The sequence below is a fragment of the Microbulbifer regidiadema (SeqCode) genome, assembly GCF_052467605.1.
Map to the genome: position 1 here is coordinate 382,928 of NZ_CP174316.1, position 24,618 is coordinate 407,545.

The 24,618-nt window shown below is 50.0% G+C and carries 23 protein-coding genes; 14 read left to right on the top strand and 9 right to left on the bottom strand.

What is annotated here, in order from left to right; all coding sequences use genetic code 11:
* The first annotated feature begins 540 nt into the window (after positions 1-540).
* Together ACJJIF_RS02485 and ACJJIF_RS02490 are read left to right on the top strand one after the other, a co-directional pair.
* The gene (locus ACJJIF_RS02485) at positions 541-930 is read left to right on the top strand and encodes a hypothetical protein (protein WP_444930664.1); all 390 of its coding nucleotides are present in this window, start codon (positions 541-543) and stop codon (positions 928-930) included.
* Between the two features lie 129 nt (positions 931-1,059).
* A complete protein-coding gene (locus tag ACJJIF_RS02490; protein WP_444930665.1) occupies positions 1,060-1,494 on the top strand; it encodes a hypothetical protein in 435 nt (144 codons plus the stop codon).
* Between the two features lie 1,003 nt (positions 1,495-2,497).
* On the opposite strand, the gene ybiA is transcribed toward ACJJIF_RS02490, so the two are convergent.
* From ybiA to ACJJIF_RS02520, 6 genes are all read right to left on the bottom strand, one after another.
* Positions 2,498-3,046: a riboflavin biosynthesis intermediates N-glycosidase gene (gene ybiA, locus ACJJIF_RS02495; protein ID WP_444930666.1), complete on the bottom strand. Its 549-nt coding sequence runs from the start codon at positions 3,044-3,046 to the stop codon at positions 2,498-2,500.
* Positions 3,047-4,144: 1,098 nt separating this feature from the next.
* A complete protein-coding gene (locus ACJJIF_RS02500; RefSeq protein ID WP_444930667.1) occupies positions 4,145-5,797 on the bottom strand; it encodes an amidohydrolase in 1,653 nt (550 codons plus the stop codon).
* A gap of 504 nt (positions 5,798-6,301) precedes the next feature.
* The gene (locus ACJJIF_RS02505; protein WP_444930668.1) at positions 6,302-6,703 is read right to left on the bottom strand and encodes a helix-turn-helix domain-containing protein; all 402 of its coding nucleotides are present in this window, start codon (positions 6,701-6,703) and stop codon (positions 6,302-6,304) included.
* Positions 6,704-7,407: 704 nt separating this feature from the next.
* Positions 7,408-9,033, bottom strand: coding sequence for a hypothetical protein (locus ACJJIF_RS02510; RefSeq protein ID WP_444930669.1), 1,626 nt, complete (start codon positions 9,031-9,033; stop codon positions 7,408-7,410).
* Positions 9,034-9,351: 318 nt separating this feature from the next.
* Complete coding sequence (locus ACJJIF_RS02515; RefSeq protein ID WP_444930670.1) at positions 9,352-9,768, bottom strand: DUF805 domain-containing protein; 417 nt, start codon at positions 9,766-9,768, stop codon at positions 9,352-9,354.
* 21 nt (positions 9,769-9,789) lie between these two features.
* The gene (locus ACJJIF_RS02520; RefSeq protein ID WP_444930671.1) at positions 9,790-11,262 is read right to left on the bottom strand and encodes an MltF family protein; all 1,473 of its coding nucleotides are present in this window, start codon (positions 11,260-11,262) and stop codon (positions 9,790-9,792) included.
* A gap of 149 nt (positions 11,263-11,411) precedes the next feature.
* Here ACJJIF_RS02520 and ACJJIF_RS02525 point away from each other — a divergent pair, with 149 nt between their 5' ends.
* The 7 genes from ACJJIF_RS02525 (at position 11,412) to ACJJIF_RS02555 (ending at position 13,424) form a co-directional block, all read left to right on the top strand.
* Positions 11,412-11,717 (top strand): hypothetical protein, encoded by a 306-nt coding sequence (locus ACJJIF_RS02525; protein ID WP_444930672.1) that lies wholly within the window; start codon positions 11,412-11,414, stop codon positions 11,715-11,717.
* Positions 11,718-11,825: 108 nt separating this feature from the next.
* Positions 11,826-12,113 carry a hypothetical protein gene (locus ACJJIF_RS02530; RefSeq protein WP_444930673.1) on the top strand — a complete coding sequence of 96 codons (288 nt, stop codon included), beginning with the start codon at positions 11,826-11,828 and terminating at the stop codon, positions 12,111-12,113.
* 60 nt (positions 12,114-12,173) lie between these two features.
* Positions 12,174-12,398, top strand: coding sequence for a hypothetical protein (locus ACJJIF_RS02535; RefSeq protein ID WP_444930674.1), 225 nt, complete (start codon positions 12,174-12,176; stop codon positions 12,396-12,398).
* Between the two features lie 24 nt (positions 12,399-12,422).
* Positions 12,423-12,620, top strand: a complete 198-nt coding sequence (locus ACJJIF_RS02540) for a hypothetical protein (protein ID WP_444930675.1) — start codon at positions 12,423-12,425, stop codon at positions 12,618-12,620.
* A 5-nt stretch (positions 12,621-12,625) separates the two neighbouring features.
* Positions 12,626-12,877: a hypothetical protein gene (locus ACJJIF_RS02545; protein WP_444930676.1), complete on the top strand. Its 252-nt coding sequence runs from the start codon at positions 12,626-12,628 to the stop codon at positions 12,875-12,877.
* A gap of 12 nt (positions 12,878-12,889) precedes the next feature.
* Positions 12,890-13,126: a hypothetical protein gene (locus ACJJIF_RS02550; RefSeq protein ID WP_444930677.1), complete on the top strand. Its 237-nt coding sequence runs from the start codon at positions 12,890-12,892 to the stop codon at positions 13,124-13,126.
* On the top strand, positions 13,119-13,424 hold the full coding sequence (locus ACJJIF_RS02555; RefSeq protein WP_444930678.1) for a hypothetical protein: 306 nt from the start codon (positions 13,119-13,121) through the stop codon (positions 13,422-13,424). The genes ACJJIF_RS02550 and ACJJIF_RS02555 overlap by 8 nt, the downstream gene beginning before the upstream one ends.
* 66 nt (positions 13,425-13,490) lie before the next feature.
* On the opposite strand, the gene ACJJIF_RS02560 is transcribed toward ACJJIF_RS02555, so the two are convergent.
* The gene (locus ACJJIF_RS02560) at positions 13,491-14,597 is read right to left on the bottom strand and encodes an L-dopachrome tautomerase-related protein (RefSeq protein ID WP_444930679.1); all 1,107 of its coding nucleotides are present in this window, start codon (positions 14,595-14,597) and stop codon (positions 13,491-13,493) included.
* Between the two features lie 27 nt (positions 14,598-14,624).
* Positions 14,625-15,359 (bottom strand): glycine betaine ABC transporter substrate-binding protein, encoded by a 735-nt coding sequence (locus ACJJIF_RS02565; protein ID WP_444930680.1) that lies wholly within the window; start codon positions 15,357-15,359, stop codon positions 14,625-14,627.
* Positions 15,360-15,482: 123 nt separating this feature from the next.
* Here ACJJIF_RS02565 and ACJJIF_RS02570 point away from each other — a divergent pair, with 123 nt between their 5' ends.
* Positions 15,483-16,391, top strand: a complete 909-nt coding sequence (locus ACJJIF_RS02570; RefSeq protein ID WP_444930681.1) for a LysR family transcriptional regulator — start codon at positions 15,483-15,485, stop codon at positions 16,389-16,391.
* 198 nt (positions 16,392-16,589) lie between these two features.
* A complete protein-coding gene (locus tag ACJJIF_RS02575) occupies positions 16,590-17,177 on the top strand; it encodes an SRPBCC family protein (RefSeq protein ID WP_444930682.1) in 588 nt (195 codons plus the stop codon).
* A gap of 97 nt (positions 17,178-17,274) precedes the next feature.
* On the opposite strand, the gene ACJJIF_RS02580 is transcribed toward ACJJIF_RS02575, so the two are convergent.
* Positions 17,275-19,446, bottom strand: coding sequence for a TonB-dependent hemoglobin/transferrin/lactoferrin family receptor (locus tag ACJJIF_RS02580; RefSeq protein WP_444930683.1), 2,172 nt, complete (start codon positions 19,444-19,446; stop codon positions 17,275-17,277).
* A 230-nt stretch (positions 19,447-19,676) separates the two neighbouring features.
* Between ACJJIF_RS02580 and ACJJIF_RS02585 the strand changes: the two genes are divergently transcribed.
* From ACJJIF_RS02585 to cobN, 3 genes are read left to right on the top strand one after another with little or no spacing between them, the layout of a single operon-like run.
* Positions 19,677-20,207, top strand: a complete 531-nt coding sequence (locus ACJJIF_RS02585) for a MotA/TolQ/ExbB proton channel family protein (protein WP_444930684.1) — start codon at positions 19,677-19,679, stop codon at positions 20,205-20,207.
* On the top strand, positions 20,207-20,572 hold the full coding sequence (locus ACJJIF_RS02590; protein ID WP_444930685.1) for a DUF2149 domain-containing protein: 366 nt from the start codon (positions 20,207-20,209) through the stop codon (positions 20,570-20,572). The genes ACJJIF_RS02585 and ACJJIF_RS02590 overlap by 1 nt, the downstream gene beginning before the upstream one ends.
* Positions 20,562-24,503, top strand: coding sequence for a cobaltochelatase subunit CobN (cobN, locus tag ACJJIF_RS02595; RefSeq protein ID WP_444930686.1), 3,942 nt, complete (start codon positions 20,562-20,564; stop codon positions 24,501-24,503). The genes ACJJIF_RS02590 and cobN overlap by 11 nt, the downstream gene beginning before the upstream one ends.
* Positions 24,504-24,618 lie beyond the last annotated feature (115 nt).

Sequence of the window (24,618 nt, forward strand, 5' to 3'; positions counted from 1 at the left end):
TTGCCAGTCAGGCGGTTAATTGGTGGGAAGCTATGATATTTCTCTTAAATTTATTGGCCAGTCGCCAGTCGCCAGTCGCCAGTCAAAGTTGGCCGGCAGGGCGCAAGTAGGTCGTTCAGTACACGCCAGCTATAACTAGGCTAGGCGAGGTCGCCCAGCCTCCCACAAAAATATGGGAGGATGTTATCGAGAAATATCCAGAACTGAAATTCTGGGTAGCGCAGAACAAAACTATACCAGTCGAAATACTAGAAAATCTAGCGGTATACAATGATCAAAAATTCCTAGATATGATTGCTCGTAAAAAGAAAATTCCAAAATTGCTTATGTCGCAACTGACAAAAGATGAAGGTTAGTCCGTAAGGAACGCACTGGCATACAATGGTAAAATTACTGAAGCGGTATAGAGGGTTCTAATGAATGATTCCTGGCAAGTTGTTAGGGAAAAGGGCTTCGGAGAAACTTTGAGCCCTAATAAGTAAAGACAGCGAGCGCTAAGAGTGTCGCTGCTTTGAGTGTTAAGCATCAAGAGAGTTAGCTATGTCTTTTAGGGTATGTGAGTTGTACATAGTGCGGTCAAAGTCAGCATTGATTGACCTATTAAACGATGATTATTTGAAAGGCGAATTATCCATAGCAACAGTCTACAAATCTTCATGTCATGCTCATCACAGAGAGGTTCACCGAAAGCGTAATTCAATTGCAGTGAAATATTCTCATCAAGCCGAATTTAAGAATCAATGGGAAGGGGCAGAATTTTTAAGCTATATATTTAAAAATGGAATAATATCTGAATCTGCTTTTGATGAATTCTGGGGCTTGGAAATATCAGGTAATGATGTTTTGAATGTTGAAGAATACTTTTGGGGAGACGTTCGATCTGTGAATTTGAGCTTCCTAAAGAAGAGTGTGTGGCGGAATGGGTTATAAAAAATTTGGTGGAACCTGATGCAAATTCCTAACAAAAGATCTACGCGGACACATACTGCTTCGCTCCGTTTTTATGCAAAACGCTCTCCGTAGTATGTATCGCTGAGTTTGACGTGAAGTATCAGAACTATGAATATACCATCAGAAAGTGATTGGGAAAATTACCGGGATGACCTCGATTCTGAATATGCGCACAGAATCTTTGCTGGAAAAACGAACGACCAAGTTCAATTGGATTTTCGCCGGTGTGTTATTGAGCGGGCCTCAGAGCTTAGGTTTATGCCAATCAAGCCATTTCAATACTATATGCTTGGTTTTAAACAATTTATTGAGAAAGGTGATTTCAATCAGTTTGATGCTCCAGATGCGGTAAGCAGCTTTATTAACCTTGTGGAGCAAATGCTTATGGACAAACCAAATTTTATAAAGCCAATTTTGAGTGATCTCATGTCTACACTAGAGTTTATCTCAGAAAATCAACTAGAATACGAAGCTGACATTACTATTTACGGGTTCTTTCTGGTAAAGCTAGACCACATCAAAGAGCTTGCACAAAATGCTTAACAAAAACAGGCAGGTTGCTCCTCCCCTTCGGGGTTCTACGGGGCGGCCTACGCTACGCTTCAGTCACCTCTGCTGTGGGTGTATAAGTCAAGGAGGGCCGTATGAGGTGTCCAGAATGCCATAAAGAAAATATTCTTACCTGGTATAGGTACTTTGCATCACCATTTAGCCGGTTTCGTTGTTCAGCTTGTAATACAAAGTTCAAACTTAAGCGTCCAATTTGGTACTGGTTACTTCCTTTAGGGTTATGGTTAACAATATTAATTGGTGGGCTAGCCATTATCTATTTTATGGCGGGTCACTGTAACTACGGCATCTATAGTAAGCCGTCAGTGGTGGCACTCACGGTAGGTTCAATTTTACTTTACGCAGTAATAGACAAGTATGTAGAAAATGGCTTTAGTACTATTAAGCTATAAGCCTTATAACAACTATACTTCGGACAGCTTTCCCCTCAAGCTGTCCGAAGTGCTGTGATGATAAAAAAGGAAATGCACAACTGTATTCTACGGATACAGAGTTAGATACTATAAAGATGGTCTAGTATTATAGGTCAATATTTCAAATAGAATTTCTATTTAGAGATGCAAGGCAGCACAAAGGTCTAACTCCCTGTCAATCTGTGCGAAAGAAATCTGTCAATCTTTGTGATAATGATTCACTGACAGCACTAAACTTACTGAAAATTTAAGATCGCAAGGAGGCACAGGAGAGTGCACCTACAGTTATCCCAATTACCAGCCGGAAACGCCGAAAGTTTAATCAGCATCAGATGGGTAGAGTTTTTAGGGGCTCAGGTCTGAACCGAAAATGTGAAAAAGTCAGCTGTGTTTATGGTCGCTACAGTGATTGCAGGGCAATTGCAGCATAAAAGTGTCCGAAATATTGTTATAGAGAAGCACGGGGTTGGACCCATCCACCGCTATTTGTAATCGTAGAGTTGCTACAGTAGGTTGCTGGCAAGTTATACGCTAGTTATTGAAAGGGCTTTATTACAGCTGGCCTATTGGGCCAGCTGATCGCGCACCTCCATTAATGCAAAACCTAGCAGGTTTTCGCCCTTCCATAGGTTTGGGTTTTTACAGGCGGGATTATCTTCAGCTAGGCCGATACCCCATATTCTGTCTACAGGGCTGGCCTCAACAAGAACCTGTTCGCCTGTGCTAAGTAAGAACTCCTTCAGTTCAGGATTGCTGCCAAATTTGGCTAGATTTGCACTAACTACAATTTCAACTTTGAATTGGTCCCATTTTGCTTGATCAAACCCGCGCACTTGTCTGCCAATTGCTTTAGCTTCTCCAGGGTTGCTTGCGGAGAGAAGTTTTGTTGCAGCTTCGTTATCAGAAAATAAGATGGCTTTTTGGTACATCATATGGTGTTCGGCCGTCATGAAGCGATGGCCGCTACATTCGTAGGGAGAGTCATACCACTGGCTAAAACAGCCCTTGCTGATCCCGCGGGTAGATTTCTGGTGCCCCCAGAAAAACAGGTACTTTACTGAGTTTTCGTGATTTGTGTGGGCGACTAACGCCTCTTTACTTCTTATTTTCAACTGAAATATCTCTAATCAGGGTTTCTATTTTTTCAGTATAACTGAGATGCGTGCTGGGGTATATGATCAGGCGCTGCAAAATACCTTCTGGGTTTTGCTTGTCGAGGGGGTAGGTGGGGTTAATTGGAAAAGTGGTTGAAGTGCTTGGTATTCGGAATGGCTGGGTTGCCAATAAGTTGTAGAGGGTATATAGGTTTGTTTATTTTTTAATTAAGTCGTTTGGTCGAGGTGGAATTATTTTTGTCTGATTTATTTAGGCTGCTTTACACTTGTATTAGGTGTTTGCTGATAACTAAGGTTTAACTGTCTTAGAGATGCAATATTTAGCGTTTATATTCGGTTCTTCTTGGGTTTTATACGCTGGTGCTGGCAAAATATCGATAATTTTAATTGCGTATGGCTTCGCAAGTCTTCTCGGGTTCTTGAGCGGTTATGCTGAATCGTATTCCGTCTGGGCTAATTTTGAATAGGTTGTAATTGAATATATGTGCCCTCCCTCTCAGGCAGAATTTCTGATTTTTTAAGTCGGTAGTATTGATCGCCTTTTCGATATCAAAATCATTTGCTATAGGAACTATTGTCTTTCCTGGAAAGTCTGGATTACTGCTTTCTCAATTGTCATATGGTCGCAGTTCTCACAGGCCTGCATTTCGTAGTGCGCACTTACGATGATCTCTTTGGACTTGAGTTGAAATGCTAAAAATATAGTTCCTAGGAAAGAAGCAATACAGGTTGTTATTATCCACTTTGATTTCATTGCGTTATCAGTCCTTGACTTTTCGGGTAGGAGCTTGGCCTTTTGCGGTGATTTTCTCAGCCGGAAATCCCTGAGTAATTGCGGGTCAGTTTGATCATATCTATCAAGACTGGGGTAAATTGTGTGCTAAATCACCTTTGTTAAGGTGAAATATAAGAGATAAGTGCCGTATGATTTGATTTGCTGTGAGAAGCTTTTTTCAAAGATGGAGATCCCAATTTCATGGACGTCTTATTTTATGGGGATATTGAATGTTTCAGCGGTTGAGCTTTATGCGGATACCGTTTTTTGTCGGTATCCGCAGGTTTGAGATTGCGATAAATCTTAAAGTCGGTATGTCGCTACAGGGGTTTGCGATAAACCTGTTCGCCTTCAACCCAGGTCTCCAGCACCTGCGCTTTCCAGATTTCCTGAGGGTCTATCTGAAAAATATCCCGATCCAGCAAAATAAAATCGGCGAATTTTCCCGCCTCCAGGTTGCCGATCACTTTTTCCTGGTGGCTGGCGTAGGCGGCATCCAGGGTAAAGGCGCGCAGGGCCTGCTCCAGGGTCATGGCCTCTTCAGTGCGCCAGCCTGCGCTGGGATTGCCCTGGCGGTCGCGGCGGGTGACGGCGGCGTGTAGGCCGAAGAGGGGATTGGCGGGCTCTACCGGGAAATCAGAGCCTGCGGCAATGGGGGTACCTTGCTCCAGCAGGGTTTGCCAGGCGTAGGCGCCGATCAGGCGCTTTTCTCCCAGGCGATCCCCGGCCATATTTTTATCGCTGGTGGCGTGAGTAGGCTGCATAGAGGCGATTAGGTTGAGGCGGGCAAAGCGGGGGATATCCTCTACCCCGATTACCTGCGCATGCTCGACCCGGTGGCGGTGCCCTTTCTGACTCTCCTTTTTATTCAGGGTTTCGAGGTGATTGAGTACGATATGGTTGGCTCTATCGCCAATTGCATGCACGTTCACCTGGAAATTATGTTCGGTGGCCAGCTCCAGTAGCGCCAGCATTTTGCTCTCTGGATAGAGCAGTAGCCCCTTCTCCCTAGGGCGGTCGTGATAGGGTTCCAGTAGGGCCGCACCACGGCTGCCCAGGGCGCCATCGGCGGAGAGCTTAATGCTGCGCATATACAGGCGCGCTTCGGGGGTGCCAATGGGGCCCGCCGCCAGCCACTGGGCATAGTTGTGACTGTCCACCGATAGCATGGGGTAAATCCGTAAGGGGATGGCATTCTCCTGTGCCAGCTCCCGATAGGCCTTGAGGGTCTGCTCGTTGATGCCGGCATCGTGCACGCTGGTCAGCCCCAGAGCGAGTACTGTGCTAAAGGCGTTTTGCAGGGACTTTTTCTCCTGGGTCAGGGTGGTGGGGGGGATCGCCCGCTGTAGTAGCCCCATGGCGTTGTCAATTAGGACTCCAGAGGGCTCTCCCTCGCTATCTCGCAGAATTTCGCCGCCCTCGGGGGCCTGGGTGTGCCGGTCGATACCGGCGAGACGCAGAGCCTTGGAGTTGGCCCAGCCTGCGTGGCCATCCACCCGCCGCAGCCAGATGGGATGATCGACCTCAAGGGCATCCAGTTGCGCTCGGGTGGGGAACTGCTTGCCGGGCCAGATTACCTGGTTCCAGCCCCAACCCAGAAGCCACTGGCCGGGTTCCAACCCTTCTGCGCGCTGTTTAATCGCCGCTAGGACTGCTCCGAGGGGCTGGTCGCGCAGATCCAATGCCCCGTTGAGCTGCCCCAGCCCCAACATATGCCCGTGGGCATCAATCAGGCCGGGCAGTAGGGTTCGCCCTTGGGCATCCAGCCGTTCGGCATCCGGGTACTTCTTATCTAGTTCCGCCATAGGGCCGGTTTCCAAAACTCTGCCCTGGTCAAAGGCCATAGCGTTGAACTGGAGTAGGGTCTTATCTGTGGTCTGGTAACCGGAGAAGTTGTGAATCAGTGTTACCGCTTGGGTGGTAATCGAGGTAGCGGTGAGCAGTGTCGCCGCCAGAATCTGGGCTAGCCGCATAGTGGAGTGCCTTGTTGTTTTTGTCGCAACTCATTTTATGGTGGCTTTCCGCCCGTTGCCAAGGGGCATCGATATCAATATTTGTATTTCGGGAGTGTTGTAAATCGGCGAGGGGTGGAACAGAGGGAGCTCAAAAGGTAGTGACAATAATTTGCTGACGATAGGGTGGTGACGATTAAATAATGTTTTACTTGGGGCGCTGCTTAATTTGTCCCCCCTTCAATAGGGTTTATTTCACCCGCTAGTCATTTTTGTCAGGTTGGGGCTGCCATTTGTGCTTATGTTGTATTCGGGCAGTTTTATCCTACTTACAGAAATCTCCGGGTATACCTTAACGGCGGCAGCTGCGGTGCATCACGGCCAGTGGCAGCGGTGCTCCATGCCTGTGGGAGAGTTTTGCAATTTATCCGGGTGACAAAACAGCTGAAATTGAAGCCCGTATAACGCGGCATCCCATTGTTTTGGCGTACTTTATTCGTGGCAAGAGCTTTTAATAGCGATTTTCTAGTGGTGATCGCTATTTTTGCCTGTTGCCTTGATATTCGCTACCTGCCTGACGCCCAGTCCAAACCGTTTGGCCACCGCTGATCGAGACTCCCCATTCTGCAACGCTCGTAAAATCTCATGGTTGCGCGCCTGGATATCGATTTGCCGTGAGGTTGGCAGGGTGAGATAAGTCCCGCCGTAGGTGTTGCTGAGGATTTGTAGAGACTCAAGGGGGAGCATATCAGCCAGCTTGCTTCTGCTTGGATATTTGGGAATGTAAATATCCTGCCCCCCAAATGAGGAAATTAAAAGGTACATATCGGCATAGCCAATCAGATCGATAAGTTCCTGCATCAGATCCGGTAGCTTCTTGTGGTCAATATCCGCATTTTGAAAGCGGTCTTGGTTCTCTTGCTGCATATCGTCGTCCCTGTCAGATAAGACATGCAACGAGAGTACGATTAACTCTCTCTTTTGGCGTAGAGTGAAACGTTTCCCCGTGTGTAAAGTGAGAGGCCTGTGTTGTTAATTTTTTTGTTTGAGGTGAAAAGCAATGGTGAAAAAAATCTCCTTGACACGGCAGGGGAAATAATGCATCGGAAGTGGCTTGCAAATATGACCAGATAGCTGGCAGTATCTGGTGGTGTAAATAGCATGGCTTGTTTTTGGCGAGAGGAGCAAAGCCTAGCTATGCAGGCTACCGCTTGTTAAGTGAGGGGGATAGGCAATGATCGAATAATTTGGTTTATCTTCTGGAGTTTTGCTTTAATACTAAGGTGCAAGTGGGTATAGCTGCGTATACTAATAATTTACCGGCCGATTATTGGGTGGTAGTGGTAATTTTAGTTGAGCTACTGAAAGGGACCGCGCAGGCTTGTATTTTGCAAGATTTTGCAAGATTTTGCCAGTGAAAATGATGAAATCCTAAGTGGGGAGCATAGGGGTCTGGTGTTTGTTTTGTAACTGGGGCATTTAGCCTCTAGTTTTCTATGTTCTGAAAATTTCAAGATATGATTGAGTAAACCTCACTGGCGGAGCTGATCAGGCCGGATCTGGCAGAATGCTTGCTAAGAAATATTTGCTAAAGGTGGGCAGTTGCCAGATCAAACCTGAATCACTATAAACTAAATCATGTATTCTGCCTGGCAAACATATTTTTCGTATAGCGGTTTGAAAACGGCCACGATTCTATCGCTATCCTTTTTATGCATTGTTAGGGCTTCGAGGAATAGTTCGCTTATTTCTTTATGATTTTCCGTATCCTTGTCAACCCCATTTGATGGGGTGAGAGTTTTTATTTGCTGTATGACTTCGATGAGAAGACCCTTGTAATTTTTATCTATATGCTCCGCCACACTGCTATTTCCCATGCATTTAATTCCCAGGCGAATGTAGCTGGCTATTTCTCTTTGCCACTCACTCAGGCAGGTGCCGCTATAAAGGTAGCCTTCACACTGTGAATCTTTGTGGTCTTTTTCTATACGGATATAATCCGCTTTTGGTGGTACCCATGACTCCCCTCTTCCCAGGTGAATAGAGGAGGGGGGATAACCATTCGCGTACATATAGGTGGTGCAGGCAAAGCAAGATGCCATTTTAGTGGTTTGTGTGCCGGTGGCCATCTCGTAGGGGGTCGCCCATGGGCCGAGGTGCTTGCACTGAACAATAGCGCTGCACATGCCATGCACATAACCGACTCTTAGGTGCTGCGTGCCAAAGTCATCAAGTTGCTGGATACTCAAATTAATGGGACCCATACCTTTTTCGTTGTCATTATTTAGGGTTGCGGGATAAGCGATAACTCCCCAGAGTCCACCCTCCAGCGTAGGGTTAAGTGGTTTGCCTTTAAAGGTCTGTTGTCCTGCACTATCCAGCTGAAGTCCCTGCGGGGGTTCTTCCAGGTCGGAGTCGTCAATTTGTGGGGTCCTGGAAGTTGGTTTGGTTAGAAGTTTTGGTCCGTTTTCGCAGGGGTAGACGATGCGCTCGGTGGGGTATACCTTGGTATGGTCACATGATGGATCATCTATCACCCCGGTGTATGCGCCTCTCCCTCTATAAATTGTATCTTTTTCCCCGAGAGCATTTTCCAGCATGGCAGCCTTACTCAGGCTCATAGGGGTGGGTCTGAATTTGGCCTGGCTCGTTTCCGAGCCTTTCCTTCCGGTAATCAGCTCGCCCTCTTTGCCTTGAGGGGATTGTCCGTCAAGAATGGAGTCACTTGCATCTGGCTCATGGTGGTCAATTATGTGAGATATAGTGCTTATTATGTGGCAGAAATTTTGCTGATCTTTGATTTCTTTGAGGTACTCTAGGTATAACCCCATTTGAGACTTCAATTTATTCCTGAATTCATCTTTAGAGAGGTTTTCCACCAGATTTTTTTGTTTGTCGTTGAGGCTGCTTTTTAGAATGTTTCTTTTTTCACTGTCGGCCATCATGTTCATGAAGGGGAGTAAAATTTCGATATCTTCTATTTTACTTTGTGGGCCTTTATATTTCTCTAATATTTCATGAAATAGTTCAATGTTGTCAGCTGCCTCTTTGTTGGAGAGGATTTCTGACCATTCGTTAAATTTTCTCTCCTCAGGGTGTTCGTAGTCAAATTGACAGGGTTGTCCCTGGTAGTGGCGTGTTAAGGCAAATCCCAGTATGGCACTTGTTATAATTAGATCGGCTTTTATGGTGTTCTCTTCGTTGTTTATCTTTTCTGACTCCGGATCTGTTTCTTTTGCTGGATAAATGGCGGGCATGCTTAGAGCTCCTTTTTTGGGTGAGTAATGATTTTGCCCTATAAGCCAAGTTGGTTTTAATGGGGATAGGTTTCCTTCAGGTATTGGTAGCGGAGATTCTGACTCTATAGGTCGAAGCTCTTTGAGATTTTTTTGATCACCAGTGGCAGGGTCGGTCGGGATAGTGGGTCTCACAGAGAGGTGGTCTATATTGGAGCTGTAGGTTGTACAAAGGGGCAGAGGACGTGCACTGAGAGTTGATGGTTTTTGCGGGCTTAAATTCAAGGATAGGTTGGTATTGCGGGTAGAACGCCCGACTGTTGGGCCGGACGCCTACTTTTATTGCATGTCGGAGTGCTTGTATAGTGTGTCTTCTGGTTTTGGGGGGGTATCCTGGTTGAGGTTTTTTTCTTTATTGCCGGCAAAAAGTAATTCTGCGCACAACCATAGGATGCCGATGCCCGGCAGGGCGACAATTAGCATGCGCCGGGGAAGGCCTGAACTATAGAGGCGTTTACAGCAGACGACCAGTACAACCCAGATGAATCCCAGTTGCAGTGGTATGCCAAATACCGTCATCAGTATCTCTCCGCCTTTCCATAGGCCGTCGGTAAAATTGAAGTTGCCATATTGGAAGATAAAAAGAATGATAGTTTGGATGAGGAGTAGGGGTAGGATGAATAAAAGCCAGAACTGCTGCCGTGTTACTGTGCCCTCAGGGTTAAAGTAAAAATCCAGGTAAGTTTGATCCCTCATGGGGTTTTCCTCTGCTGATAGTTAGAACCGGTATGGTGTAATTGAGGCGGTAGCACTATCAGCGCGAATGGCTTCCCCGTTGGCCTGAGTTGCTTTTAGCAGAAGCCGGTAGCTGGCCTCCTGTTGAAATATTTTGCGCACATACTGGCGGGTTTCGCTGCCGCGACAGTAGCCGTATTTCACCACTGGATTATTGTAAAATTCCGCCTTGCGCAATAAAACAATATAATCTTCAACACCTTTTCGGCTATTTGTCGAAAACCATTGATCGGGGTTGCTACCATCTTGTAGCGCTAGCCGCCGGGCATCCAGTACATGTCCGGCGCCGGCATTATAAGATGCGAAGGTAAACGCTATGGCGGTACGCTGGGGTAAATGTTTCCAGCGCTGGTATTGCTTTGAGTTGTATTTCACCCCGCCCTGGATATTTTGTGCCGGGTTGAAGCTGTCTGTTACCCCCACCTCCCTGGCGGTTTCCGGCATAAGCTGCATTAGGCCCTGGGCCCCCGCGTGGGATACCGCATCGGGCCTAAAGCTGGACTCTGCTGAGGTCTGTGCCGCAAGCCAAACCCAGTCGAAGGGCTCGGAGGCGTAGCGCTTAAAGAGTTTATCCCAGGGGCTCAGTGTGTCTTTGGGCGGGGCATTATTTTGCGGGCGGTCTGCTCTCTGCTCTGTTAGCCGAGCGAGGAATAGATGAATAATTGCCTGGGCCTCTTCACTTGCCAGCCAGCGATTTAGGGAGTTGACAAGGGAGTCATCGCCATCTTTGCTGAGAGCAAAAGCAATCCTGCGCTGTTCGCCGAATACCAGTGAGGTATCCAGATTTTTATTGTAGCCGTTACCTCCCTTCACTATATGTTCGTCAGCGATAGTAAAGTCGATTTCCCCCAAACTGACAGCATCAATCAGCTCAAGGATGGATATTTTTTCCTTCGCTGGGGCAATGGTAATCGCGGATTGATTCTTGCCGCTGCCAGGTGAGATCAGGGGGATTTTTTGTGATGCGGCTTTAGCCTCAATTTCTTCCCGGTAGGTGCTGTCGGTGTGAATGGTGAGTGTTTTTCCCTTGAGTCCGGCAAACCGTGTTAAGGCATTTTTTTTACGTTGTACCAGTACTTCACGGGTTTCAAACAGGGCCCTGCTAAAGGTGACTTGCTGCGCTCGATTGGGGGTATGGGTTAAGTCTGAAGCGGCGATATCCGCCTCCCCGGTGGTTAGCAGGGTTAAAGTTTCATTAATTGAGGCGGTGGTCTTGAATGTAATCGCTACATTTAAATGTTCTGCGAAAGCTTGTAATAAATCACACTCCAAGCCGGCAGGTTGATCACGATGATAATAGCAACCCACCCCGTTCATTCGCGTGGCCACCGTTAAGGTGCCGGATTCCCGCAAGCTGTGCAGGCGCTTTTTGGGTATCTTGTAGGTGTCAATAATCAATCCAATCAGAGCGATTGTAGAGAGAAAGAAAAGCCAATTTTTCCTCAACGGGTTCATGATCGCTCCTCAATTTTTCTCGAACCCAGGAGCTTATTGATACCCGTCTATAAGGGAAGTGGGAAACATTTCCCGATTAACCTTTCTCAAGTTGCTGTTTAGAGTGATTGGGCTACAAACCTAGCAACATTTTAAGAGAAGGAAACAATATGTCTAACGAAACTGATAGCACACCTGGTGGGATCGAGCCCGCGCCATATCGCGACCGGCTCGATCCCAAAGTCTCTGATCAAAAAACCTCAAGTTCAGCGGCCAGCATAAACCTTGATGGCCTGCGAGATCTATCCGCACTTTCTAAATTACAGGTGCGGGAATTCACCCATACCAGCGCCACCCAGATGCAGGCCACGTCCAATGCCATGACCCAAATGGCAGCGGCAGGGGCCACTGCGGTAAATGCTGTGTTTGGGGAAAGCAGTCAAGGGGAGGGGCAGCAAGATAATTTGCCGCTATAAATTTTGTGTTGGTGAAAACCTTCCCGCTTATTAGGGAGTGGGATTCACTCTAGAGTAACAGAACCCAATCACTGGGTTACTTAACTAACTGATTAATAGGACAAGACTATGGCTGATGACACTAGCACTAGTACTAGCACTAGCTCAACCGACGGTATCGAACCCTCTCCATATCGCGATCGTGTTGACCCCAAAGTGGCTGACCAGACTACCAGCTCTTCGGCGCAAAGCCTGAATCTGGATGGTCTGCGTGACCTGTCAGCGCTTTCCAAGTTGCAGGTTCGCGAGTTCACCCACACCGGTGCAACACAGATGCAAGCTACTTCCAATGCCATGACCCAAATGGCGGCGGCAGGTGCTAAAGCTGTGAATTATATTATGGATGGTGGTAAGTAAGGTCGTTGACCTTAAAGGGGCGGCGATTTATTGCTGCCCCTAGTTAAAGAGGAGCAAGCTATGACTGATTTTTTTCGGGATCGCCTCGCGACTAAAGTGGCTGATCAACGGGCTACTTCTTCTGCACTGGCCCTCAATTTGGATGGTCTGCGGGACTTGTCTGCGCTATCCAAACTTCAGGTACGTGAGTTTACTCACACCAGTGCAACACAAATGCAGGCAACGGCAAATTCTATCCTGCAAATGTCCGCCGTTAGTGCTCGTACGCTTAAAGCAACTCTGTAAATTACTGCCTGGGAGAATGTATAGATGGAGAAGGAAGATGATACACCGACACTTCGGGAGCTTGCCGGAGGAAAAGGAAGGCTCATTGACGTAATGTCGAGTGCTTACTTACAGCGCTCTATCAATAGCGCTGTGGAAACCACACTGCAGGATCAAGTGAATGCGCGAAACCAGCGTATGCTATTGATGACTAAGCAGTTGAATAAGATTGTCGATTTGTAATCTTTATGAAAGACGAGGGGGGGGCTGCGAAAGAAGGGAAGCGGATGTCTTCCTCTTTTTTGGTCCAGAATGCGGCCGATCATGTAAGAGATACGGCTTTACAAACCTCTTCTGTTGCGGGTAAGGCTTTTGAAAAATGGCTGGCACAACCATTCAATCTCATCTTTCTACTGATTATTATTGTTGCACATATACAGTTGATTGTGGCTGTGATCCAGGGCTTCTTGATGGTGTTGCTTTCAATGTTTATGCGCTAAGGACACTGACTCATGTCTAACAGCAAACCCCTAGGTGATAGTTATCTTCCTCCGGATTTTCAGGAGCAACTGGATAAGTTGGTCGAAAGTCAGGGCACGGATGCTGAACTGGGTAAGGCGCTGCAAAAATCGATTTTGGACACCTGCCGTGAGATCAACGATGCATTGAGTAAATCTTTCTCAGATATATCGAGCACTGGTTTTGAACCGAGCGGCGATGGAGAAGAACAAGGAGAGGAAAATGAGTGATCAAACTGAACCGGTATATAAACCTGATATCACCAATATTTCCAAGCAAATAGTCAGAAATGCAGTTGAGCTGCAGGGGATTCATATCTTACAGGGTAAATCTGATTCGCTGCGGGATGAGCGGCTCAGTAATATCATGTTAAAAAATCACGTTATGCTAAAGTGGTTGCAAAATCCATCCGATACGAGTTACCAGGAAATATTGAGCAGTATTGGTGTCAATTCGCTAAAGGACGATGTGAGAGAAAGTTACCGCTATGCGCTGGAAATGGTCGGCGTGAAAAAGGATGAATCCTAAATCGATATGAATGGATTTCGATAGTTAAGAACCGCCAGGACCGGGGAGACCTGGCGGTACGAGAGATTAGGGAATGTAACGGAAGCGCATCAGTTTATAGGGTGGCTGTGCATTGCCGCGCCCTGAACTGAAAGCGGGATGCTGGTGCAGTTGATCCTGGGTGACATATACCCAGCCATCGCTCACGGCGAGACTGTCGGGCCAGGACAGTTGCTTGTCTTGTATCAGTATCTGGTAATTTCCCTGTGTGGTCAGGCCAACGGCGTTATTTTTTAGGTCGGTAACCAGTACACCGCCGCCGGGGGCCATGGCAATACCATCGCTGGGGTTTTTGGGGCCAAACACTTCAATTTGTGCGGCGAGTTTCTTCTCCGAGATGGCGGGGTCTGCCAGTTGTGCGGCAGGTAGGCGGAAGATCTTATTACCGCTGAGGCTGCCGAAGTAGAGCCACTGCCCCTTGTCATCCAGAGCGATAGGATTCAAGCCAAAGTGCAGGCTTTTACTCTTGCCGCCTTCGGTTTTTGCCGAGAGTAAAACGCCACCAATCACGAGATCTTGCTGCGGGGGCATAAGTGCCTCAGCTCCCTCCAGTACGCGCCGGGCGCGCCCGCTCTTCAGATCGACGACAATAATGGCCGGTTTGGTCGCGCCGTTAAAATTGCCGAAAGACATATCGGCGATATACATTTTTTGGCGTTTTTCATCCAGGGCAAAATCCTGCGGGAATGAATTTTTAAGCAGTGCGGACTTGGGGATTTCAATTTTCTGGTGCAACTTATGTTTAACGCTGTCCCAGGCCACAATTTGGGTGGGAGTATTTTCATCCCCCATATCCAAGATCCAGACAATGCCTTTGCTGTCGGAGTGGATACCAATAACCGAGGCAAAACCCACTTTACCGTGCTCGGGCCCGTCCGCCCAATCGAGATTGGGGAAGGGTTGTTTGGAGCCGTTGGCCATGACCTCCACGACTTTTAGCTTGGGAGCGTCCAGGGGGTGCATACTGACCAGCACCCGGCCATTGGGAGTCACGGTGACACCGGCGGCGCGGGATTCACTAAACTCAGTGACGGTTTGCAGGGAGTCTGCGCTGGCGGCATAGGTGGCCGTGGCGGTTAGGCTGCTCGCGCCTGCGAGGGCTAGTGCGGCCAGTAGTACTTTGGGAAACTGCATTGTGATTTCCTTCAATTTTCCGGTGTATTAGTTTTTGCTTTGCTGACGCAGTGCATCTTCTAAAGCGCTGAGTTTTTTATTGCCGATATAAAGCTGGGACAGTTCGGCCAAGGCGGCGCTGCCGATTTTGGCTTTGGCCGCTTTGCGCACAATGAGGGTGGCCTCATCCTGTGTGCCGAGAAGCCCCTTGGGTTCAGTGAGTGCGCGAATGTTATAGCGGTTGTGCAGAAACTGCGGGTGCCACAGGGGAATGACTACCCAGCGCTTCTCAGCTACGGCAGCTTCAAAACGGTTAAAGCAGTCCTCCTCTGTCCCCGGGCGGAATTTATAGTCGGCTTGGTCGAGACTGTAGGCGTGGATCATCTCAGCGGAGAAACGGCTGATGCCGGCACCGGGGTTGATTCCCTGGATCAGGCGATCCATACGGCTGAGTGCCGGCTCTTTGAGGAGGTCGTCGACACTGGCTACGGCGTCTACGGGCACATAATCCGGCACTCCCCAGATACAGTAGGGTTCGTACAGCACGGAGACTTTCTCTACCTGATCGAGCAGTGGTTTTAGGTAGACCCCGTGGCTGGAGGGTAGCCAGGCAGAGGTTAACAGGTCGATTTCACCGTTCTTGAGCAGTTCGAAGGCCGCTTCGTGGGGGGCAGATTTTAAGTGGGTTTGGTGGCCGTGGGCCTCAAGAACCCTGGCGACTTCTCGCGCACTGGCCTCGTGGAAGGAGAGTGCGATATGTCCGATGCGAATACTGTTATCCATGTGAAACGCCCTGCTGTCGGTGTCTAGTGGTGTTGTGCTAGTTGCTGATAGGGGTATTGTGGCTACTCTGATTTGCCGGATAAACTTCCTTGTATAGAAATCAATATCCGGTAAAACCGAGTAATGCTGATAGACAATCTGAAGCTGTTCTTACAAATTGTTGATAAAGGTAGTCTGGTCGCCGCTGCGCGGGATTCGGGCTTATCTTCCAGTCGAGTCTCCGAGCGCCTTGCGGCACTGGAGGCACACTTTGGTGTGGTTTTGCTGAATCGCACGACCCGGGCAATCAGCCTGACGGAGGAGGGGCGCGCCCTGGTTGAGGGGGCCAGACAGCTTCTCGATGAGGTTGAGGACCTGGAAGGCCGTATTCGATCGGGGGCCCAGACTCTCTCCGGGGCTATCCGGGTCAGCGCCCCCTGTGATTTGGGACGGGCGATTGTGGCCCCGGAAATTGACCACTTTTTGCTGGATCACCCGGCGATTTCCATCGAATTGCTATTGTCAGACGGCTATGTGGATATTGTCGGGCAGGGCATTGATATCGCCTTGCGCTTCGGAGCTATTACCGACAGCTCGCTGCGGGTTAGAACCCTGAGTCAAAAGCAGCGCATCCTCTGCGCTTCCCCCAGTTACTTGCAAAAACGCGGTGTGCCGGGAAAACCTGAGGACCTGAAGAGTCACAACTGCTTGATAATGCGTTTCGGTGAGAACCTGGATAACCACTGGCGTTTTCTCGATGACTGCGATGGGGTGAGGGAGCGCGAGCAGACCGTCGTGGTGCGGGGGGATCGGGTGACCAATGATGGGGAACTGGCTCGCCAGTGGTGCCTGAAGGGCGCTGGCATTATTTTAAAATCGGAATTGGATGTAGCGCGGGATATCCGGGCGGGCAGATTGGTGCGTCTGTTAGAGGCGTACACCCCACCGCCGGCGCCGCTACAAATGTTGTTTCCCCCGAGCCGGGCCCAGCCGCGCCGGGTGGCGGCATTTGCAGACCGCTTGGCCATAAGGTTTACCGCAGAGGCTCCGTGACCGGGAGGGGACCCGTTTGCCGCTTTAGTTATTGCGGGCGCAGTGATAGCGCCCGTGGCATTTTTTAATTCCTCTATAATTAGGCGTATGACTCACCGGGAGCCGTTGCATAATTGGGTATCGCGCTATGATTCGGCGGTTCTCCATTTTATCCATTTTCTCAGTGCTGAAATTTGATTTTTTTGGTGGAGGCCGTAGATGATACTAGACGTCATATGCGCGGCAGTGATTTTGTATGTACTGCTATGCCTGCTGCTCTACGTTAAAGATAAGTCCTACTCCTATCAAAACGCTGTCACTATTCAGGTGTCCTCAGAAGATCTGTTTGATTTTGTGGTAGATCTGCGCAACTGGGAGAGTAAATATCCCAACACGTTATTTGCCGAATACAATATGGGTGGAAATAAAGCCACTGTAGGGAGTGTGGCCATCGAAAAATACTGGGGTATTACCGGTTATCACGTTATGAAACATCAATTGGTGAATTATGAGCGGCCCAACAAGATTGCCTGGGAGGGAAGGATTATTTATGGCGGGGCACTGGTGCTCTTGTGTTTACCGATTACCCGCTATGTCAGCGGCCATTTTAGTTACACCATCACCGAGGAGGCAGGGGGAGCCAGCCGTTGGGAGAGGTGCTGTTATTTTAAAATGCACTCTACTAACCCCTTTTATCTGTTGGTCTATCTACTCTATATGCCGCTGTTTCGACTGGAACTACTAAAAGCGTTGCGCCTGTATCAGGCGGAGGTCAAAGAGATGATGGAGAAAATCTATATGAATTAACTGTAGTTTTTTGAGGAGGCAAAATAAAAAAAGGCCGCATGGGAGTACGGCCATCAAGGGACTTATTTGCGAGATAGGAGAGAAAAAACCTTTTTAACTAGAAATCGTATCTTATTGACGCGGAGAAGGTACGCCCCGGCGCCGCATTGACAGACAGGTCGCTGCCTTCATCCCAACCTGCAACATTCAGGTAGGGCACGTAGTATTTGTCCAGCAGGTTGTTTACTGCCAGATTTACGGACATAGAGTCCATGACTTGATAACCGAGGGTCCAGTCCACGGTGCCGTAGCCGGCTGTTTCAGTAGCGCCGTCGTTCACTTTTTCCATACGCTCGGCCCAGCGCAGCAATACCTGGCTGGAGAGCTTGGCGCCGTTGTAGCTAGCGCCAACTACACCGGAGAGTGGGCTGATGCTGGTGAGATACTCGCCGGTAGTGTCGTTTTCACCGCGCTGGTAGCTGGCATTGGCAAACAGTTCGATCGACGGGGATAGATACCAGTTGGCGCTTGCCTCAATACCTTTGATGGTCACAGATTCGATATTTTGGTACTGGTACTGTTCAAATACATGGGAGAAACTGCCATCAGCACCATTTACAAACTCTTGGTGAATTAAAGTGGTTTCCAGGAAATCATCGTATTCGGTATAAAACGCTGCAGTACTGAAAGCTACCGGGCCCAGGTGCCCGCGCAGGCCGAGTTCGAAGGTGTCACTGGTTTCTGGTGACAGATCGTCGGCGGGCAGAACCTCGTAGATGTATTCGGAAGTAGGTTGCAGGTAGTGCTCGATATAGGCTAAATCGTAGGCTGGCACTTTAAAGCCCTGTCCGTATTGGGCAAAGGCGGACAGTTTCGGATTGATTCGGTACAGCGCGCCCAGGTTGAAGGAAACATTGCTTTCTTCAATGGAGGCAAACGGGGTGCCGTCAGTTTTCAGGGCGCCATTCGGGTCCATTTCGTACCAGTCGTAGCGCAGGCCTGGGGTAACGGTCAGCTGGCCATTGGCGAAGGACATTTCGTCATTGATAAACAGGCCGGCGCGCGCCACTTCGTTTTCCGGAAACTTCTCGGTGGTGGCGTCTAGGGTAGAGGTGCCTTCCACCTCACGGTACTGGTGAACGGTGCGCTCGCTCTCGGTTTTCTCCAGATCCAGGCCGTAACCCAGAGTGTGGGTGTCATTGAGGGTTTTACTGGCGTTGGACAGCAGGCCGACAGTGTCCTGGCGGTAGAGGCCAGTTTCCCACATATCGCGGATCTCGATCACACCGAACATAGGTGCGTTGATATCCAGTTGCCCGTACTGCTCGTCTTCCTGTTCAGACTTGTTGTTGTACAGGCTGATATTGACCTGGTCGTAGATCGCCGTTGGGGTCTCGCTGTGGTAGCGGAGCTGATAGGCGAGAGTCTCTTTGTCGGAAACAGATTGTTCAGCGACGATGTTGTAGCCATAGTCGGCCAGTCCACGGAAGTAATACAGCAGGCCATCGGCACTGTCACCGACGGTTTCCTGGTTCCAGTGGTCGATACTGAAGCTGATAAAGTCTTCACCACCCAGGTTGTACTTGGCCTTGTACAGGATACTCTGGGATTCGATCTCAAAGGGGTCCTGGGTTTCGTCGTAGTTCTGCTGTTCTTCACCGTCGCGGAAAGTGGTGTGCAGCAGCTGTTCAAAGTTGCCGGTGCGAAGGGCCAGGGTAGGGGAAACGTGTTTCTGGTTGCTGATGCCGTTGTAGCCGGTCTTGATAGAGCCGCCAAATTGTTCGCCATCTTCCAGGTAGTCGGAAGCATCTTTGGTGGTGAATACCACAATACCAGCCAGCGCATCGGAACCGTACAGGGAGGAGGCGGCGCCCTTGGCAACTTCTACCTGCTTTAGGGTATCCACTTCAATAAAGCCGCGACCAATAACGTCGTTTTGGCCGTTGGCGCCATAGCCTTCGTTCACCCGCATTCCGTCTTTAATAATCAGTACGCGGTCGCCACCCATGCCGCGCACTAGGATATTCTGTGCACCGCCCACTTCGCCAGTTACTTCAACGCCGGGCTCGTATTGGAACAGCTGGTTCATATCATTGAGCTGAAGCTGCTCAATTTCTTCATCGGTCACCACGGAAACGCTGCCCGCAACGTCTTTCAAAGGCTTTTCCGCGCGCCCGCTGACGACGATCAGTTCGAGTTCATTGCTGGACGGAGAGGTCGGGGTCTCTGCGTACAGGCTTGAGGCGGTGGCTAAGCCCAATATGGCCGCTGCTAGTGGGCGACGTTTCATGGTGAATTCCTTGGTGTCGTTGATTCGGTCTGCTCGTTCAGGGTCTCTGTACTGCCCTTTCGCTTGGCCTTGTCGACCAGCTCGGAGCGAGATTATATGGATACTTACCGAAATGTAAAGCTAAATGCGAATCAATATCAATTAGATTAAATTTGACCTAATAAGTTTCTTTGGGTACTTTCCGCTCAAATTTGTGAACAGCATCAATTTCCTGGCTTAGGAGGCTTGCGGTGAATATTCAATCAGTTGAGACCTTAATGGCGGATGTGGCCGACCTGTTTATGGCCCCAGTATTACTGGCGATCCTGGTCCTTTTTATCTATTCGCTGTATGCCGCCGGGCGCTTTATTTCGCTGTGGATACTGCGCCGTAAAAATGCCGGGGCCTACCGGGTGGCATTGAAGCAGGGTCGGCTTGAGCCCCTGCCGGGCTACCAGGTGCACAACTATTACGTGAACAACCCTTTGGCATGTGACGACGAACTGGAAGTTTTTGCGCTGAGAAAACTGGAGCTGTTGCGTATGGCGACCCGTATCGCGCCGATGCTGGGTTTGATTGCCACCATGATACCCATGGGCCCGGCACTTCGCGCCCTGGCCGATGGCAATATCCAGGGCATCAGTGAAAATCTGATTATTGCTTTTGCCGCAGTGATTTGGGGCCTGGTAATCTCCACTATTACCTTTTGGCCGGCTTCAGTTAAGAAGCGCTGGTTTGCCTCTGAGCTGATCAATATCCGCAAGCTGAAGGAGGCGTCCTGATGCGCTTCCTCGATGAAGACGAAGAGTTGAACCCTATTCTGAGTGCGGTGAATCTGATCGATGTATTCTTGGTTATTATAGCCGCACTGCTGATTGCCATTGCACAAAACCCCTTAAATGTCTTTGCCAATGAAAAGGTCACGGTGATAAAAAACGCCGGCGAACCCAATATGGAAGTGATCGTCAAGGACGGTAAGGAAATCAAACAATATAAATCCACCGGGGAAATTGGTTCAGGGGAGGGCACTCGTGCGGGAGTGGCTTACCAGATGGCCGATGGCAGCCTGGTTTATGTACCGGAAGGGGAAGGTAAAGATGCGTCCGCCGGTGAAAAAGCTTCGGGGGGAACTAGTAGTGCGCAATAAACTATGGACAGGTTGTGTGTGCCTGCTGATCAGCCTGATATTGACAAGCTTTGCCCAGGCCAGCGATAAGCCCAAAGTGCTCCTGATGATGTCGAGCCACACGGCCAAGGCGAAGGGCACTTTACTGACCGATCTCGCGGCGGACCAACCTTTTGCACTGGAAATTTTTAACAGCAAAGGCAAGAGCGATGAGGATATTGAGCGGGCTTGGTCTTCCGCTGCCCTGATCATGCTGGATGGTATTAACCCGGCGCTATCAGCCTTTATGTTTGGCAAATTTCAGCCCATGCTGGCCAAGTATCCGCAAGTACCGGTGATCTCCCTGGGGGATGCGGATAATTCATCCATGAACCAGGGGTTGCCTGAGTCTGAGCAGCGGGCGATCGCCGCTTACTTTAATAATGCGGGTCGCAAAAACTATCGCCATATGATGCAGTTTTTGTCGGCAGAGGTGTTCGATCTCTCCAGCGGGGCAGTGCCGGAACCTGTGATCGTGCCCAAGGTGGGGTTTTATCACCCCCGCCTGGAGCAGGTGGTAACGGATAGCGAAGAGTTTTTCTTCCAGTGGTTAAAGCCCGCCAAACAGCAGCCGGTAATCGCCGTGGCGATTCATCGCTCCGTGGTGGATTACGAGCAACAGCAGGTTGTCGACACCCTGCTAAACGGTCTGGAAAACAAAGGCGCCAAAGCTTTTGCCTTCTTCTTTGAAGGGGAAGACCTGCCGCTTTCCTATCCCGACTTGCTGCAAACCGACAGCGGCGATACCCGCATCGATTTGATGATTAATTATCGCTCCCTGCACTATGTCAGCAAGCGCCGGGCTGAGTTTGAGAAGCTGGGTGTTCCGGTGATTCACGCACTCAATTATACCGAGGGCAGTGAAGAAGAGTACTTTGCCGATAACAGCGGTGTATCTCCCTCCCTGACCCCCTTCTTCCTGGTCTTGCCTGAAGACACCGGCAGTGTCGACCCGTTGATTATTGCGGCGAATAAAGACGGCAATAAAGTGGTGATGGATGTGCAGATGCAGGCCTTGATTGAGCGAGCCTGGAATCACGCCTCTCTCGCCTATCAGAGCAACACCAATAAAAAGGTAGCAACCTTTATTTGGAACTACCCGCCGGGGGAAAAGAATATCGGTGCGGCTTTCTTGGATGTACCCAGCTCGATTGAATCCATTGCCCAGGCCATGCGCGAGAGAGGTTATGAGGTCCATCTCCGGGATTCAAAAACCCTGATTGACTGGGCTGGGCAGTTACTGCGTCCCTACTATCGCCGCGAAGACAGCACCGCTCTGATCGATAAAGGGCTGGCCGACTGGATGCCGTTGTCCACCTATCAGGACTGGTTTAACCAGCTCCCTGCGTCTGTGCGCGATCCTATTGTAGAACGCTGGGGTAAGCCGGAGGACAATGCCATGTTGGCGGAGCACAACGGCGCACCTGCTTTTGTTATTCCCCGCATGACCCTGGGCAATTTAATTGTGTTGCCGCAAGGTGTTCGCGCAGATAACGCCAAGGATCACTCGGCCCTCTACCACGATATGAAAACTCCGGTGAATCACGCCTACCTGGCGGTTTACCTCTATGCGCGCGAAACTTTCGGGGCCGATGCCTATATTCACCTGGGGACGCATGGCTCCCAGGAGTGGCTCAGTGGCAAAGAGCGGGGCCTGTCGGTTTACGATGCACCCAGTCTGGCCCTGGGAAATATCCCGGTGTTTTATCCCTACATTATCGACAATGTGGGAGAGGCCATGCAGGCCAAGCGTCGCGGCCGCGCCACCATGATCAGCCACCTGACCCCCGGTTTTGCCAAAGCGGGTCTGTATGCGGAAGTGGCTGAGCTGTCAGAGTTGATCGGCAATTACCTGATGTTGGCTGAAGGGCAGACCCGGGCCAATACTCAAGAGCGTATTGTCGGTTTGGCCGAAGAGCTCAATATGCTCAAGGATTTGGAAATCAGTGCCGAGGCCCTGAATGCGGATTTTAATGGCCAGCTGAGCCGCTTGCAGGATCACTTGGGACAACTGGCAGAAATGAGCCAGCCACTGGGCATCCACCGTTTTGGCCAGCTGCCAAAAACTGAACACCTCACCAGCACCATGCTGCAAATGTTGGGTGAAGGGTTTATTAGCGTAGCGGGCGAGTATGAGGCGGAGCAGGGCTTGCGTCTGCCGGAAGAACAAAGCCGGGATGAGCGCAATGTGGTTGCTCTGGAGGCACAGGCGGGCTTCCAGTTACTGGATACCTTCCTTGAGGGCGGCGAGCTGGAGCAGCTGCCGGAATCCCTGCAAGCGCAGTTGGATCAGGCGCGGGAATACTCTGATAACTTCGCCAAAATAGCCGAGCTGGAAAACCTGATGTCGGCTCTCGATGGCAATTATATCCCCGTGAGCCATGGGGGTGACCCGATTCGCAATCCGCAAGCGGTGCCTACCGGCCGCAACCTGATTGGCTTTAACCCGGCCAAGGTGCCGTCGAAGGAAGCCTATGAGGCCGGTGTACAGCTGATGGACCAGACCATTGCTGATTACCATGCAAAGCACGGCCGCTTCCCGGACAAGTTGGCTTTCTCCCTCTGGTCCCTTGAAACCATGCGCCATCAGGGCGCCCTGGAAGCGCAGATTCTGCATGCGCTGGGCCTCAAACCCAAATGGAACCCGCAGGGCAATGTTACCGGCACAGAAGTTATTCCCTATGGGGAATTAAAGCGCCCGCGTATTGATGTCGTAATCTCTGCGACCGGCCTTTATCGGGATGCTTTCCCCAACGTGATGCTGTGGCTGGCAGAGGCCATCGATAAAGTGGCGCAGATGAAGGAAGATAATAATTTTGTCTACCGTCACAGCCAGGTGTTGCAACAGCAGCTGCTGGAAGAGGGCAATAGCGAAGAGGATGCCCGCTACCTGTCGTCGGTGCGTATTTTCTCTAACGAAAGCGGCAACTATGGCACCGGCTTGGCTGCCGCCAGCTTGGCCTCAGATAGCTGGGAGAGCGATGACAAGCTCGCCGACCTCTATATGCGCCGTATGGGTTTTGCCTACGGCAAAGATGAATCCCGCTGGAGCGAAGATCAGCGCAGCGTCGAGCTGTACGGCAAGGTGCTGTCTGGCACTGACGGGGTGATTTTTTCTCGCTCCACCAATCTCTACGCCATGATGACCAATGACGATCCCTTCCAGTATTTTGGCGGTATCGGACTGGCTGTGCGCAACCTGGATGGTGCAACGCCGGAAATGTATGTATCCAATTTGCGCCGCAAAGACAACGTAAAAGCGCAAACCCTTGCGGAGTTCGTTAACCAGGAAATGCGCAGCCGTTACTTCCACCCCCGCTGGATCGAGGCGATGCAGGATTCCGGCTATGCGGGCGCTACCGCTATCTTAGATCGCGTTAACAATATGTGGGGCTGGGAGGTGATGACCCCGGAAACCATTCGCGATGACCAGTGGCAGGAAATGTTTGAAGTCTATGTAGACGACAAATATGACATGGATATGCGTGAGTTCTTCGAGGAGCACAATGCGGAGGCCCTGGCCCAGATGCTGGAGCGCATGCTGGAAGCGGTGCGCAAGGGATATTGGGATGCGCAGCCTGAAACCCTGGAGAAAATGGTAGAGACCTACACCGAGCTGGCAAATCAGTTTGATGTGGCTACCGACAATGACAAGTTCAAGGAATTCGTCAATCAGCAGGCGCTGGGATTTGGCCTTGCAGCCCTGGCTAACACCCAGGCGTTGGATAATCCACAGGCCAGCAGTGTCAATGCTGCGCAGCAGGTCAGCGGCCAGAAGCTGGAGCAGGTGGCAGAGCCCACACCCAGCGATAAATCCGAAAAGCTGATATGGCTATTGTTGATGGCTATTGTGCTGGCAGGCTTTGTCAGTGGTTTCTTTGATCACAAGTGGGTGCGAACCCAGCCCGCCTAACCTCTCCTCAATGGCTCCCGCTCTATTTCGGGGCGGGGGCCAGCACTTGCTCTCCTTCCTTCGCTGCGCACAAATAATCTTGCCGCCGGGTTGGGAGTTGTCGCTCAGTATTGCC